The following is a 12,899-nucleotide window of genomic DNA, read 5'->3' as shown; positions in this document are numbered from 1 at the left end:
AAGAGGCTGCCCATGACTACATTTATCACCCGTCGCATCTTGCAAACACTCGCAGTGATAGCCGTCCTATCTTACGTTGTCTTTGTCTTGATGAGCTTAATGCCTGGCGATCCTGTAGACATGATGGTGGCTTCTAATCCCAAGATCACAGCTGAAGACGTTGCTCGCCTAAAAACGTTGTACGGATTGGATCAACCAATTTATAAACGTTACGGAAATTGGATGGCCTCTTTGGTCTCTGGCGACTTGGGTTACAGTCGGACCTATCGTGTGCCTGTGGAAGAGTTGATGGGACCCCGTCTTTGGAACACCTTTATTCTATCCGCGGCCTCTTTAATTTTGTCGATTCTGATTGCGGTTCCATTAGGAGTGATTTCGGCGTTAAAACCGAATTCCAAAACAGACTATTTTATGAATCTGTTCTCGTTTGCGGGAATTTCTATTCCGTCCTTTTGGTTAGCCATTGTTTTAATCATCATCTTTGCAATTAAGATCCCCATCCTTCCTGCCGGTGGCACACAAACCATCGGAGTCGAAGACATGGGCTTTTGGGCCAATGTTATGGACCGTGCAAAGTACTTGATCCTTCCCGTGCTTTCACTGTCGATCCAACAAATTGGTCGCTTTTCTCGCTTTACTCGTTCTGCCATGGCCGAGGCGATGAGAAATGATTTTATCCGGACCGCGAAAGCAAAAGGTCTTAGCAATCAGACTGTTATTTGGAAGCATGCTTTCCGCAATGCTTTGATTCCTTTGATCACAATTCTTGCCTTGAGCATTTCGACATTGTTCTCGGGGGCTTTATTGACCGAAACCGTCTTTGCTTACCAAGGCGTTGGTAAACTGGTTTACGACTCTATCATCGGCAATGACTACAACGTCGCGATGATCTCATTCGTTATCTCTGTAAGTATGGTGCTTTTAATGAATCTTGTGGCAGATATCCTTTACGGATTTGCCGATCCACGTATTGCTTACAAGTAGGCCAAGATGTCTGGAAGTGAAATGACTATGAATAATGTAAATGTCGCTACAGCTCTTTCTGATAAGGACCGTGCCGAAATCGATCGTGCAAAACCCATGTGGAAAATGGTCCTGGCGCAATTTCTTCGTCATCGACTGGCTGTTGCGAGCGCAGTTGTTATCGCTGTTTTCCTTTTTGTCGCGATCTTTGCTGATCAAATCAGATCCATGACCGGTCTTGATCCCGACGCGCAGAACGTGGCGAATCGCTACGTGGCGCCTTGGACTTCGACTCAAGCAGGCCAAGATGTTCGCGAAACTGAAATCGAAAGATTCATCAACGCAAATCCTGAAGCAGCTGATAAAATCCAAAAGACTTTGGTTGAAAAAGGATTGGTTTCAGTTCCCGCCGAAGACGCGATCTATGATGTTGGCGCTAAGGAAGTTCCAGAGGCCGTAAAAATCTTTAAGTCTTTGGACATTCCGGAAACCAAAGGTCTTTTAAAAGTTTTTGATGGCTTCAAAACTTTTCACCTGTTCGGAACAGATGAACTGGGCCGCGATGTTTTCATTCGCTTGGTTTATGGAACTCGTGTTTCTATGGGCGTTGGCGTTTTGGTGGCCATTGCCTCCGCGTTGATCGGACTTTTGATCGGCGCCTTCGCAGGTTACTATGGCGGCTGGATTGATACCGGCCTTATGCGTATCACGGATGCACTTTTAAGCTTGCCGACAATCCCCGTGTTGATCGTGATGGCGGCCATCGACTTTACGAAGATCCCCGTATTAAGCTCCATTGTCAGCACGCAGAATGAGTCTATCTTTAAAATGATTATCATCTTGTGCTTGTTCTCGTGGATGACTGTGGCTCGCCTAGTTCGCGGTAGCATCCTGTCTTTGCGCGAGCGCGAGTTCATTTTAGCCGCACGTACAATCGGCGCGACGGACTACACAATCATCGTGCGCCACATGTTCCCGAACGTGATCGCCCCAATGTTGGTTTCCATCACTTTAGGTGTTGGCGAATCCATCTTGTTTGAAGCAGCACTTTCGTTCTTGGGTTTAGGTATCATGCCGCCAACACCAAGCTGGGGTAATATGCTTAACAACGCTCAAGAATTAATTTACCAAGCTCCCTTCTTGGCAATCCTGCCAGGTATCTTGATTTTAATGACCACTATCAGCTTCAACTATTTGGGCGACGGCCTTGAAGACGCCCTCGACCCAAAATCAGTGCGTCGCTAATTTTTATATAAACCCAGTAATAAAAAGCCACTCCCAAAGAGTGGCTTTTTTTTTGTTCTCACAAATGCAGATAGACTAGCTTGCCGAGCGAAGCAAACCGGCGCGCCAACTGACAATTTCTTGTACAGATATGAAAAAAGCACCCACCTCCCCCATTCTGCTGCAATCTGATGGAGCAAGCCTCGGCACGGAACTTGGAACAGGAACCGTAGATTTTCTATGGGAGTCTTTATGAAAACTGTTTTGTCTTTCGTTTTCACAATTCTTTTCGCGAACAACACTTTTGCAGCCGCTAACCAAACATCAAGCTCTGGTGAAGTCATGTGCCGTGCAAAAGCTAAGGAGATAGCGACTTCGACTTACTCCACGTGCATGGATGAGTACAATACAGCTCAAGTTAAATCGATTCGCGACGCCTATCAAAAAGACCTGGCTGCTATGAAAGCCAAATATGATAAAAAATTGAAAGCTCTTAAAAAGGGTTCATCAAATGCGAATGCAAACAATGCGGCAAAAACCACGAAACAGTCTAAAGGCTTGGCGAAAGAACTTCCCGCAAAAACAGTGAATCAATCTGAGACTGGTCCAGTGAATATGAACACGTCTGACGAGAATGCCGTAGCAGCCCATCAGGCTTCAGACGCGCCGCTTGAAAATGAGGTCGCTCTGCCAGACCAAAACGATTTAAATGAGACTACAGCCCAATAATCCCTAGTCTTGGATTGATTTTCCTCCCTGAGCGGTCTAAAACGTGTAGACTGATTAAAACCTCTGGGAGGAGTCTTTCTAATGGGTGAGTTTAGCCTTACACATCTTCTGTTGCTTGGCCTGATCTTTTTGATCTTCTTTGGACCAAGCCGTCTACCACAACTAGGTCAATCTTTGGGTAAAGCTATCCGTGGATTCAAACAAGGTTTGAACGAAATCGACGTTGAAGCAAAAGACATCAAAGACAACGTGAACAACCAACAGGTTTCTCACCAAAATCAACAAGGCCAACAAGTTAATCAAACTCAAAACAATAAAGAGACACACAACTCTTAATTGAGGATTGGAGAATAAATGGGTTCACTAAGTCTTACGCATTTACTTCTTATCGCGCTTGTTTTCTTAGTCTTTTTTGGACCAAGCAAACTTCCTCAATTGGGAGCCTCATTGGGTCAAGCGATCCGAGGTTTTAAAAAAGGTTTGAACGAAATTGACGAGGACATCAAAGATGCTCCTCCCGCTCAACAAGTTTCTCACCAACAAAACCAAGGACAACAAGTTAACCAAACTCAAACAAACAAAGAGCCACACAACTCTTAATTGTTTTTGAAAATTTAGTTCTAATAAAAAGCCTTCTGGGAAACCACGAAGGCTTTTTTTTATTCCCAAAAGGTGCCAGGTCCTGTTTCTTGACGCCTCTCAAAACCGATCGGTTCTGCGGTGCGGTTCAGAAAGGGAACTGTTACCTAAATCTTTTTACGCTCAGGTCCTTTCAGAAACTGGCAAAAGCGCTGCTGTTCAGTTTTCCCATCCGAACTTTGCCTTAATTACAATTCAAAGCGATAAAGACTTGTCAAAATGGCTTGGAAGATCAAACGAAGTGCATTCATTAACTGAGTGGTACGGATCTCTTTTCCAAGAGCTCTCTCTGAAACAGAATCAGAAAATAGAACTTACGATTTCCTGCCAACGAAATATAAATGGCACGACCCTTTCTGAACCCGTCCTTCCAGTGCCAGGAACACCGTATTTCAGCCAATTGGCAGGAGCCTTAGACTCTGAAATGACTCAGTGGTTGCAAAATGAAGCTATCAATAAAGACGACATCTGGTTTTCGATGAATTTAACTATCTTTGAACAAGCTGACGATCTTGAGCTTCCTGTTTATACGATCAAAGGATCGAATTTACAGGGAACGAACATCAAATAAAAAAGACCATCACACCCGCTCCGGTTACTGAGCGCGTCGATAAAAAAGGGAACTGTTACCTGAGTGTGTCGGAGATAATGCTTTGAGCGCCGTTTGCTAATAGCTCGTCGGCGCGGGATTGTTCGTTGACGGTCCAGAAGCTTACGGGAACTCCACGCTTGATGTATCTGCGAAGTTCGTTTGCCGTCACATAGCGATGATCCAAGTGCAAAATGTTCGCGTGGACGTACGGGCCAAGGACCAGCAACTTCAAATACCAGCGATTCGCTGGATCTTTTTCTTTGGTCGCAAGCAAGGCACGCGGAACTTGGGGCAACAAGCGATGCAGTTCCTTAACTGCCAAGGGATTGAAAGTTGAAAACAGAATGCGTGTGAATGAATCTGTTTCACGGACGACGCGTGCAACTTTTTCCTCAAGCCTTCGATCCATGGCTTTGTTGGTTTTAAGTTCAATGTTTAGAAACCGCGGAACATCGGGGCTCAGTAAAACGTCACGCAATGTCGGGATATTTGCAATTTGCTTTAACTCTGCGGCAGTTAACTCATCCACACGACGTGGATCACCTGCGATACGCTTTAAATCATCATCGTGAAACACCACCACGTGGCCGTCCTTGGATAAGCGCACATCCATCTCCACCATGGTAAGGCCGCGGTCTTTAGCAGCTTTAAACGAGGCTAGCGTGTTTTCCTGCGCTCCCCCCTTCCAATACCCCCGGTGACCTTGGTACTTAGGGGGCTTGATGCTATTTACGGGCCACGCGTCCGCTTTCCAGTAAAAATGCTTGTAAGCTAAAAACGCAATCGCAACCAGAATCAGCAAAGTGAAATACATTATTTCTTACCTTTAGCCACTTCTTCCGTGAACTTTGGAAGGTCACGATGGCCTTCGATCTGAAATTTCTTGATGGCTTTACCATCTTTCGCAGAAACAGTTCCGCGCAATTGGCCAAACTCATTCCAAGAACCAGACGAGGTGATTTTATTACCTTTGCCGGCGTTGGCTTCAAAGCCAATCCACTGCAAACTGTCAGTGTTATTCCAGTGAAGTTCGCCATGCAGATCTTTAAGACCCAACTTTTGATTCACCCACCAATTTTGCGGAGTGATCCCAGACAGAACTTCTGAACCCGCAGAGTCACCTTCCACTTCAAGACTTTGCACTTGAGCGTGAACAACAACCTCTTTTTGTTTGAGATCGAATTTGGCTTTCGCTTTTCCGAAGGTCATACCTTCAACATCCAACATATTTAATTGAGCAGTTCCCTTAACGTAAGAAACTTTGCCATCGTCAGTGCGAGCTTCCGCATTAACACTAAGAACACCGATCTCTCCGCCGCCCGTCATCATCGCTTGCACTGCTGGAGCAAGAGTCAGCTCGTCGATGTTCGCATTCAACGTCACATCTTTAAAATCACGATCCGCTTTAACCTTTACGTTACCAATAAAACTTCCACCACGGGGTTCGGCACGGTTCACAGCGATATTCCACGTATCACCCTTTAAAGACATCGATCCGGAAATACGATCTACATACTGCAATTCACGCTGGCCTTTATTGGCGAAAATAAACTGCAGTCCCTGATGTTCGCCGACCAAGCGAATGTCTTTTTCAGAAACAAACTCCGCCTGACCAGTAAATGAACCCAAGTCTCCAAAGTTTCGCGCCTTCTGAGGGCGGTTGATAAAGTTCATTAATTTATCAATGCGCATGTTTTGGATATCAATTAGAAAGGGCTTGTATTTTAAAGGATCAATCGAAGTGAAGGAGGCTTGGTCCACACTCATCTCGCCCAAGTCACCTTCGATGCGGAAGTCTTTCACTTCCAAAGGAGCAGACTTTAATTTTTCTGCTTCACCCGTCATGCGTGCTTTGGCGGAAACCCACACCTGCTTGCCATTTAAGTCTTTTGAAACCAAATCGTACTTTTGCAAAACCTGTAAGACTTGGCTTAACGGAATATGCTTCATGTCGGTTTCAACATTCAACAGGTGGTCTGCCAAAGAATAATGAGCAATCACACTGTAGTGTCCCTCGCGCCAATTTCCGAAAAAGTGAGCTTGAAGGGACTGTTCTGGTACCTCTTTGTATTCCAAAAACAGATTTGCGTGGGATAAGTAATCACCGACAGTGTCGTCTTTTAAGAAATTTGTTTTTGCGTGAACTTCCACCACACGTGGTTCAAAAGATTTCACATAAGCACGGAAATTCAAAAGTTCTGAAGGATACTGCGGGTATTGCGCCGAAATGATTTTAAAACTTTGAATATTCAAACCACGAATGTCGTTACGATATTTGTCGGCTTGTTCGGAGGGACTGAGTGTGACTAAAGGTGATGGCTCTTTTTCTCGCCCCGTGCTATCTTGAAGAGCATTTTTTTCTTTTTCGCAAGCGTCAACGGTCCCACGTAAAGTCAGCTTCATGTTATCTGCATCCACCGTTTTAATGGGAGAGTTGCGGGTGATGAGTCCCCACACCGAAACAGGTAAACGCATTTCATCGATCTCAAGCACCGGCGACATCCAACAAGCTTGATCTGATTCCATGCGAACTTGCTTAATCACCACAGCAAATCGCGGCAATATCCCATCAGCAAGACTTAGCTCGGCCGAATCAAAACTGACTTTGATGTCTTTGTGTATGTGACTTGCGGCTTTTTCCAACTGCGATTTAATGCGCGCAGGAGATAATAAAGACTTTGTCGTATAGCCAATTAAAAAAGCCAGGATCAAACCCGTTAAAAGGATTTTCATTCCTGGCTGTTCAGAGATCAAATATTTATCAGAACGATGTCGGCGATCCATGACCTATTCTGGATTGAAAGGTCCCGACCGCCAAGGTCTTTTTAGAAATGACTACTTGTATTCGAAGTGAAGAATTTCGAATTCCTTGTCACCTTTAGGGCTTTGCACAGTTACAGTGTCGCCCACTTTTTTACCGATCAAAGCGCGAGCCAACGGAGAAAGAACAGAGATCATCCCTTTCTTTACGTCAGCCTCGTCAATACCCACGATTTGGTAAGCCACTTCTTCTTCAGATTCTGTATCAACGGCTTTTACGTGTGCACCGAAAACAACACGGTCTGCTTTAATAGTAGATACGTCGATCACTTCAGCACCCGCCAATTTGCCTTGGATTTCAGCAATACGGCCTTCGATCATGGATTGGCGCTCTTTAGCAGATTCGTACTCCGCGTTTTCAGAGATATCACCTTGCGCACGAGCTTCTTCGATAGCCGCGATAACAGAAGGTCTTTCCTCTAACAATAGCTTCTTAAGCTCTGCCTCAAGCATAGCTTTTCCGCGAACTGTCATTGGAAGTTTGTCGTTTGTACCTACAGACATGTCTATCTCCACCGTTAAAGGGAGATTAGTTTTACCGGAGTTCCGCGAATTTATCAACCCGCACCCCCGCCCCAGACTCGACGCGCTGCATTTTGATAATGCATTGAGCCGCATATTTTACCGGCGTACCATAAGTTCATGGGTCAAAAGAAGAAAACCGAAATCATCTGCCGCTGCAACAATGTGTCTCGAGCGACCATTGAGAAAGCTATTACAGATGGGGCAAAGACCCTGAACGAGATATTCGATTCCACCACCGCCGGGGTTGGACCCTGCGGGGGATCTTGCCGCCGCAAGCTCGCCCCCCTTCTTGATCACTACCTGAGAACCGGTCAATTCCCTGAAAAAATTCAGGAAGATTTATCTGGCAAGGGTGGTGTTAAGGATGAAGGCGAGAAAAAAGAATAACGGAAAAATTAAGACGCTTTTTGCTGATTCAAACGCGCTTGAATCATCTTGTGAACTTCAGGACGACAAGTCCCGCACTGAGCACTCGCCGATGTCTGACGAGTCACGATCTCGGGAGTACGAGCTCCCGCAATAATAGCTTGATCAATTGTGTGCGCAGAGACGTTACGGCAATGACAAACCTCTGTCTCAGCCGAAGTCCCTTGCCACTCTCCACGCAGACGCAAAACCATTTCACGCAGTAACATGCTGCTGTGATCTTGCCCTTCTGGTACGGGCCATTTCGAAATATCTGCACCGAATGAGCGGCGCATTTTCTTCATCATATCCATAAATTCAGTACATCCCACATGAGACACTTTCAAAACTCGTCCGGGCGCCGAAGGAGTCTCTCCTTCAGTATCCACTTCGATAAAATCACGTCCGTCGAGTTCGACTTTAATCTTCATATAAGCTATTATGATAGGCCAAGATATGAGGGGTCCCAAGGCCAGTTATGCTAAATCTCAAAATACTACTGCTCAGTCGTAAATTTGAAATTCACAGCAGCCGTCGCTTGGTCGAGGAAGGCGTTTCTCGAGGCCACACGATGTTGCTGTGGGACCCGGAATGGCCTTTGGCTCGTTTGAAAATTCAACCGGACATTATCATCCCACGCCTGGGCAGCTATCAATTTAGCAAAGCTGTGAAGGTTCTAGCAGCTATGGAACGTCAAGTTCTAGCAAGGTTCAATCCTCCCCTTCCATGCTTGATCAATCCGTCTCAAAACTACACGGTCGCTCGAAATAAATGGTTCACCTATGTGGCCCTCACAGAAGCCGGCATCGCGTCCCCACCCTCGTATTTAATCACCCGCTATGATGAGACATTTCCACCTTTGGAATTTCCCATGATTGTGAAAAAACTTGAATCCAGTAAAGGTGAAGGCGTCTTCCTTGCTCACAGTACGAAAGAAGTTGCCGAGATATTCGCCAAAACCGGTGACGAAGAATTATTGTTACAAGAATATTTTCCAGAAGCCTTCGGTACTGACATTCGTGCCTTCGTAATTGGTGATCAAATCAAAGCTGTGATGAAGCGAACAGCGCAGCCAGGAGAATTCCGTAGCAACCTAGCGTTAGGCGCCACAGGCGAGCCATGCGAACTTCAGCCCAGCGAATCAGAACTGATTTTAAAAACCGTTCGTACTTTGGGTTTGCAGGTCTCTGGTGTCGATCTATTGCGAACGCGTAAAGGCAGTCTGGTTTTAGAGGCGAACCCTTGTCCCGGCCTGGAAGGCATTGAAAAATATAATCAGCAGAATCTTGCAAGTAGCATCATTCAATATGCTGAGGAGCTTTATGGCAAACACAAGACCTCGCGTTGAGCTGATTCCAATCTTTGAAGACAATTATGTCTTCTGCTTGATTGATCAAGACAATCAAGAGGTCCTTGTCGTGGATCCCGGTGAAGCTTCTAAGACATCTCAATTTTTAAAAGATAGCGGCTTAAAACTCAAAGGTGTCCTGCTAACTCATCACCACAATGATCATATCGGCGGAGTGCGCGATTTAGTTTCTGAACACCCGGCTCCTATATATGCCCCTAAGAAAAACCAAACCCAAATTGGCGCGGCGGACACTTGGGTTTATGAAGGACAGAAAATCCCCTTGGGCCCCTTCGAGTTCGAAGTCATCGAACTTCCTGGGCACACACTGGGACATGTGGCATACTGGGAGCCGAAATTAAAATGGCTGTTTTCAGGAGACGTGCTGTTCGGCTTGGGTTGCGGTCGGTTGTTCGAAGGAACTTACGAGCAAGGATATGAGAGCCTGCAGCGACTTAAAAAGTTGCCCTCTGAAACACTCGTGTATTGCACCCACGAATACACCGAATCCAATCTGATTTTCTGTAACATGCTTTCCAACCTGGACAACTCCCCGATCACGGGAGATAGCGAAGAGTTAGAAATGTATGCGAACCAATTGCAATCCCGTCGCGAAATGGATTTACCCTCGGTGCCATTGAAACTTTCAGTTGAAATGCGGGTGAACCCATTCTTGCTTGCGAAATCAGTTTCGCAGTTCACTTATCTGCGTGATTTGCGCAACAAACAATAATTATCTTCGGCGATACTAATCAGAGTGCCTAAATTATCGGGTGCCTTCAGTGGATTTTATTGGAGAAGGCGCACTTCCATTGCGCTTGCTATAGAGGTCGACTTGCGCCTCCCCATCTGGAGGCCCCTCAGGACAAATACCTTTTAATGGCTTTTCACCCGGAGCGCGCTTCTTACAGTTTTTACCAGCGAACTCCGCCCCTGCTTTATGTTGTGCAATAGTCCACTTAAAATCATTATCCCAAGTTGCAAGTTTTTGCGAAGCTGCACGGTAGCGTTCGTCGGACCAGCCATCCGGCTTTGAAAGTTTATCAAAAAAATTAGCGTCCGGTTTCATTAAGTTATTAGGACCAAACATGCGAATATCAGAACACGGAATTTTCTTTCCCTGAATGGATCCGCCTCCCAGATACCACGATTTATAGAGCGACGCCGCATCGGAATTGCGACCCATACCTATTAATTTTTTCTGGATCTGCTCCGCTCCAACGCCATCAACCTCTGTGAACATAGAAGGGCTGTATCCGGCCTCGTAAATAATTTTGCACTCAGGAGGAATTTCAGCGTAAGTCCCAGTCTTATTATTATAAATATGTTCGCAATCAAGCTTTTTAGATTTGATCGCTTCGATCACCTTCATGGCTAAATCCGGTTTGCTATGAACCTTGTACTTCTTAAATGTTTTTTCAACATCATCAGACGCTGACAAGAGGCGAACAGATTCACACATACGTACACCCCGATAAACTCGGGCAGCTTGCTGCTGAATAAACGATGCGGAGGTTGGTCCAATTCCATTCTGAATTAACTGACACGCCATGAAAGCAGATCCATAGACGTGATAATATTTTCCCGCGGTCCTCTTAGCACCATCGACAGTTTTTTGAGTTTCTAAAATTTCATTTTTTAGAGACTGTGGAATATCTGCGTCTTTAGACAACGACTGAGGAGCGTAAAACCCTGAATTCTGAGGCGGACAACTCAGGTTCTTAGTTATTGAGTTCTCAGTTTCCAATTTATGGATCGCGGCACCGTATTCCGCAGCTATTTTCTGAGTGTCATATATCTCTTGTTGGTTTACATCCGCATTTTTTGAAAGCTCTTGAATTCGTTTTTCTAAGTCTCTTTTTGTGGTGAGATAATCTTGCTTTCTCAATCTCAGTTGATCAAGAGCCTCCTGAGAGGAATCTTGATATGACAACTGACCATGGCCAGTATCATCATTTCCACAGATGCCGATTAAAAACATCGCAGAATTGGGATCGCCCTTAGCATGTTTTAAAGCTAGTTTCCAAACCCATCCGGGCGCAAGATTTTTAAACTGTCCTTCACCTGAGACTTCAGAGATGCCTGGGCGAATTACTTTTGTCTTTTTTTCGTACTCGAGGGTTTTAGCCATTTCATCATAAAAGGAAATCGCCGCCGTTCTTACACAGCTATTTTTCTGGTCGCTAAACCGATTATTGAAGTACGCAACCAACCCTTTATTGGAACCTCCCGCACCCGCATTACCGTACTCCTTGGCTCCCAAAATCGAAACGTATTCTTTAAGACCGTTCTTGGTTTCACCGTCAGGAAGTTTATCGAGCATTTTCGTAACAACATCGTTTGCCGTAGCGATTGGGGATAAAGTGGCATCTGATTGTTTCTGATTAACTGTAATACTTTGAATCGTTTGGTTTGCGGTCTGCATATCTTGGCTGGCACCATAAGCACCCGCCGCGGAATTCCCATAAGTAACCCCGGCTGATGCACTATCAGCTGCGACTTGGGCCATAGCAAAATGAGGCAGTATTAATACCGTGAAAATCAGACTTACCATCCAGTGTTTTTCGGTCAGCGCGCATCAACTTTGAACAAGACCAGGGTCGTGTTTAACCCGATAAGCAATAGACCGATATTGAAGACATGAATTTAACCTCTTTCACTTTGATTTTTTCCATCCTATGCGGCGAAGCTTTCGCTTTTGATCGTATAACTTGCGAATCAACATTAGGAAATTGGACGGTCCACAACAAATTAAAATCCAATGACGTCGTGCTGAGTACAAAATACCCCACGACCCTGCTCAAGCGAGATGATTCATTGATGCTGGTCGTTCGTGACGAGCGCGGAAAAGATATTGCCTTCGTCTCGCCGTGGAATGACATCCAGTTTTTTAAGGGAAAGAAAGTCGGCAAATCGAAATACAAATTCGATTTCAAAACGGATTCAGAGACTCAGTTCACTTTGGATATCACGGACTTTGCAGAACAAACCCATTCAATTTCTTGCAAGCTGACGTTCTAAATAAAAAAGGCCCAGCGTGTGCTGAGCCTTTATCGGGACAAAGTGTGTCCGTACGATTTAGCGGGCTTGTTCAACAACTTCGCATTTGAAGTTACCTACGTGAGTTTTCTCTCCTAATCCCCAGTAGTAAAGTTTTGCTGTGTGATCAACGACCGAGATCGACAATTCGAATTCAGTCGAAGCCTCTACAGAGAAGATGTATTCAACGGAAGTTTGAGTTGAATCGATATCCAAATGCAATGCCGGACCATTCAAATCAGCAGTATCGATTTTATAGTCGCCCACATTCAAAGACCATTGTTGCAAACCATGACGGAACAAAACCGTTGGATTTTTTTGGATGTTGATCTCGGCAGGAACATCAGCGGATTTATTCAACTGAGTTGCTTGGCAGTCAAATACACGCTCGTCGGCGAAAGAGATCGATGCGAACAACATTGTGAAAGCGATAATTGCAGATTTCATGATTCGTCCTTTGGTTTTAATGCTCATCACCTATCGTGATTCGTACAAAAAGTCGTTCCTTTTTTGTTTTTTTCATTGGAACGGATGCAAAAGCTTCGAAAGAATTAACATTTGTTATTAACGCCAATACAGGTGAAATCCAAATTCAAAAGCCGCGCTTCCCACGCG

16 protein-coding genes are annotated in these 12,899 nt (G+C 45.1%); 10 read left to right on the top strand and 6 right to left on the bottom strand.

Translation table 11 applies throughout. The features are described from left to right. The first annotated feature begins 12 nt into the window (after window positions 1-12). From B9G69_RS12310 to B9G69_RS12285, 6 genes are all read left to right on the top strand, one after another. The gene (locus B9G69_RS12310) at window positions 13-984 is read left to right on the top strand and encodes an ABC transporter permease (protein ID WP_088614840.1); all 972 of its coding nucleotides are present in this window, start codon (window positions 13-15) and stop codon (window positions 982-984) included. 21 nt (window positions 985-1,005) lie between these two features. Beyond that, entirely contained in the window at window positions 1,006-2,208 is a 1,203-nt protein-coding gene (locus B9G69_RS12305) for an ABC transporter permease (RefSeq protein WP_254916803.1), read from the top strand. Window positions 2,209-2,439: 231 nt separating this feature from the next. Continuing rightward, the gene (locus tag B9G69_RS12300; protein ID WP_088614842.1) at window positions 2,440-2,916 is read left to right on the top strand and encodes a hypothetical protein; all 477 of its coding nucleotides are present in this window, start codon (window positions 2,440-2,442) and stop codon (window positions 2,914-2,916) included. Between the two features lie 81 nt (window positions 2,917-2,997). After that, a complete protein-coding gene (gene tatA, locus B9G69_RS12295) occupies window positions 2,998-3,252 on the top strand; it encodes a twin-arginine translocase TatA/TatE family subunit (RefSeq protein WP_088614843.1) in 255 nt (84 codons plus the stop codon). A gap of 18 nt (window positions 3,253-3,270) precedes the next feature. Next, window positions 3,271-3,516, top strand: coding sequence for a Sec-independent protein translocase subunit TatA/TatB (locus B9G69_RS12290; protein ID WP_088614844.1), 246 nt, complete (start codon window positions 3,271-3,273; stop codon window positions 3,514-3,516). Window positions 3,517-3,796: 280 nt separating this feature from the next. Further along, on the top strand, window positions 3,797-4,126 hold the full coding sequence (locus tag B9G69_RS12285) for a hypothetical protein (RefSeq protein ID WP_088614845.1): 330 nt from the start codon (window positions 3,797-3,799) through the stop codon (window positions 4,124-4,126). 55 nt (window positions 4,127-4,181) lie between these two features. Here the strand turns inward: B9G69_RS12285 and B9G69_RS12280 are convergent, their stop codons facing one another. Genes B9G69_RS12280 through greA form a run of 3 tightly spaced genes read right to left on the bottom strand, consistent with a single transcriptional unit; the run spans window position 4,182 to window position 7,471 of the window. Next, entirely contained in the window at window positions 4,182-4,961 is a 780-nt protein-coding gene (locus B9G69_RS12280; protein WP_088614846.1) for a glycerophosphodiester phosphodiesterase, read from the bottom strand. After that, the gene (locus B9G69_RS12275; protein WP_088614847.1) at window positions 4,961-6,931 is read right to left on the bottom strand and encodes a hypothetical protein; all 1,971 of its coding nucleotides are present in this window, start codon (window positions 6,929-6,931) and stop codon (window positions 4,961-4,963) included. Before B9G69_RS12275 ends, B9G69_RS12280 begins: the two co-directional genes overlap by 1 nt. A 51-nt stretch (window positions 6,932-6,982) precedes the next feature. Further along, entirely contained in the window at window positions 6,983-7,471 is a 489-nt protein-coding gene (gene greA, locus B9G69_RS12270; RefSeq protein ID WP_217897677.1) for a transcription elongation factor GreA, read from the bottom strand. 138 nt (window positions 7,472-7,609) lie between these two features. Between greA and B9G69_RS12265 the strand changes: the two genes are divergently transcribed. Beyond that, window positions 7,610-7,879 (top strand): (2Fe-2S)-binding protein, encoded by a 270-nt coding sequence (locus B9G69_RS12265; RefSeq protein ID WP_088614848.1) that lies wholly within the window; start codon window positions 7,610-7,612, stop codon window positions 7,877-7,879. An 8-nt stretch (window positions 7,880-7,887) separates the two neighbouring features. Here B9G69_RS12265 and B9G69_RS12260 read toward each other — a convergent pair whose 3' ends face one another. Beyond that, window positions 7,888-8,328, bottom strand: coding sequence for a (2Fe-2S)-binding protein (locus B9G69_RS12260; protein ID WP_088614849.1), 441 nt, complete (start codon window positions 8,326-8,328; stop codon window positions 7,888-7,890). A gap of 47 nt (window positions 8,329-8,375) precedes the next feature. On the opposite strand from B9G69_RS12260, the gene B9G69_RS12255 reads away from it, so the two are divergent. Then, window positions 8,376-9,245 carry an ATP-grasp domain-containing protein gene (locus B9G69_RS12255; RefSeq protein ID WP_088614850.1) on the top strand — a complete coding sequence of 290 codons (870 nt, stop codon included), beginning with the start codon at window positions 8,376-8,378 and terminating at the stop codon, window positions 9,243-9,245. Continuing rightward, on the top strand, window positions 9,220-9,978 hold the full coding sequence (gene gloB, locus B9G69_RS12250; RefSeq protein ID WP_088614851.1) for a hydroxyacylglutathione hydrolase: 759 nt from the start codon (window positions 9,220-9,222) through the stop codon (window positions 9,976-9,978). The genes B9G69_RS12255 and gloB overlap by 26 nt, the downstream gene beginning before the upstream one ends. A 33-nt stretch (window positions 9,979-10,011) precedes the next feature. Here gloB and B9G69_RS12245 read toward each other — a convergent pair whose 3' ends face one another. Beyond that, window positions 10,012-11,799: a hypothetical protein gene (locus B9G69_RS12245; RefSeq protein ID WP_088614852.1), complete on the bottom strand. Its 1,788-nt coding sequence runs from the start codon at window positions 11,797-11,799 to the stop codon at window positions 10,012-10,014. A gap of 86 nt (window positions 11,800-11,885) precedes the next feature. Here B9G69_RS12245 and B9G69_RS12240 point away from each other — a divergent pair, with 86 nt between their 5' ends. Then, the gene (locus B9G69_RS12240; RefSeq protein WP_088614853.1) at window positions 11,886-12,266 is read left to right on the top strand and encodes a hypothetical protein; all 381 of its coding nucleotides are present in this window, start codon (window positions 11,886-11,888) and stop codon (window positions 12,264-12,266) included. 57 nt (window positions 12,267-12,323) lie between these two features. Here the strand turns inward: B9G69_RS12240 and B9G69_RS12235 are convergent, their stop codons facing one another. Beyond that, window positions 12,324-12,731, bottom strand: coding sequence for a hypothetical protein (locus tag B9G69_RS12235; protein ID WP_088617118.1), 408 nt, complete (start codon window positions 12,729-12,731; stop codon window positions 12,324-12,326). Between the last annotated feature and the right edge of the window lie 168 nt (window positions 12,732-12,899).

Origin of the sequence: Bdellovibrio sp. SKB1291214 (genome assembly GCF_002209355.2) — a bacterium.
Taxonomy (GTDB): Bacteria; Bdellovibrionota; Bdellovibrionia; order Bdellovibrionales; family Bdellovibrionaceae; genus Bdellovibrio.
The sequence above is the reverse complement of the archived record's forward strand: the minus strand, read 5'-3'. Positions and strand labels throughout refer to the sequence as shown.

Coding starts and splice junctions, on each gene's coding strand:
- B9G69_RS12310 (WP_088614840.1), top strand. CDS start 13: ATGACTACATTTATCACCCGTCGCATCTTGCAAACACTCGCAGTGATA.
- B9G69_RS12305 (WP_254916803.1), top strand. CDS start 1,006: ATGACTATGAATAATGTAAATGTCGCTACAGCTCTTTCTGATAAGGAC.
- B9G69_RS12300 (WP_088614842.1), top strand. CDS start 2,440: ATGAAAACTGTTTTGTCTTTCGTTTTCACAATTCTTTTCGCGAACAAC.
- tatA (WP_088614843.1), top strand. CDS start 2,998: ATGGGTGAGTTTAGCCTTACACATCTTCTGTTGCTTGGCCTGATCTTT.
- B9G69_RS12290 (WP_088614844.1), top strand. CDS start 3,271: ATGGGTTCACTAAGTCTTACGCATTTACTTCTTATCGCGCTTGTTTTC.
- B9G69_RS12280 (WP_088614846.1), bottom strand. CDS start 4,961: ATGTATTTCACTTTGCTGATTCTGGTTGCGATTGCGTTTTTAGCTTAC.
- B9G69_RS12275 (WP_088614847.1), bottom strand. CDS start 6,931: ATGGATCGCCGACATCGTTCTGATAAATATTTGATCTCTGAACAGCCA.
- greA (WP_217897677.1), bottom strand. CDS start 7,471: ATGTCTGTAGGTACAAACGACAAACTTCCAATGACAGTTCGCGGAAAA.
- B9G69_RS12265 (WP_088614848.1), top strand. CDS start 7,610: ATGGGTCAAAAGAAGAAAACCGAAATCATCTGCCGCTGCAACAATGTG.
- B9G69_RS12260 (WP_088614849.1), bottom strand. CDS start 8,328: ATGAAGATTAAAGTCGAACTCGACGGACGTGATTTTATCGAAGTGGAT.
- B9G69_RS12255 (WP_088614850.1), top strand. CDS start 8,376: ATGCTAAATCTCAAAATACTACTGCTCAGTCGTAAATTTGAAATTCAC.
- gloB (WP_088614851.1), top strand. CDS start 9,220: ATGGCAAACACAAGACCTCGCGTTGAGCTGATTCCAATCTTTGAAGAC.
- B9G69_RS12245 (WP_088614852.1), bottom strand. CDS start 11,799: ATGGTAAGTCTGATTTTCACGGTATTAATACTGCCTCATTTTGCTATG.
- B9G69_RS12240 (WP_088614853.1), top strand. CDS start 11,886: ATGAATTTAACCTCTTTCACTTTGATTTTTTCCATCCTATGCGGCGAA.
- B9G69_RS12235 (WP_088617118.1), bottom strand. CDS start 12,731: ATGAAATCTGCAATTATCGCTTTCACAATGTTGTTCGCATCGATCTCT.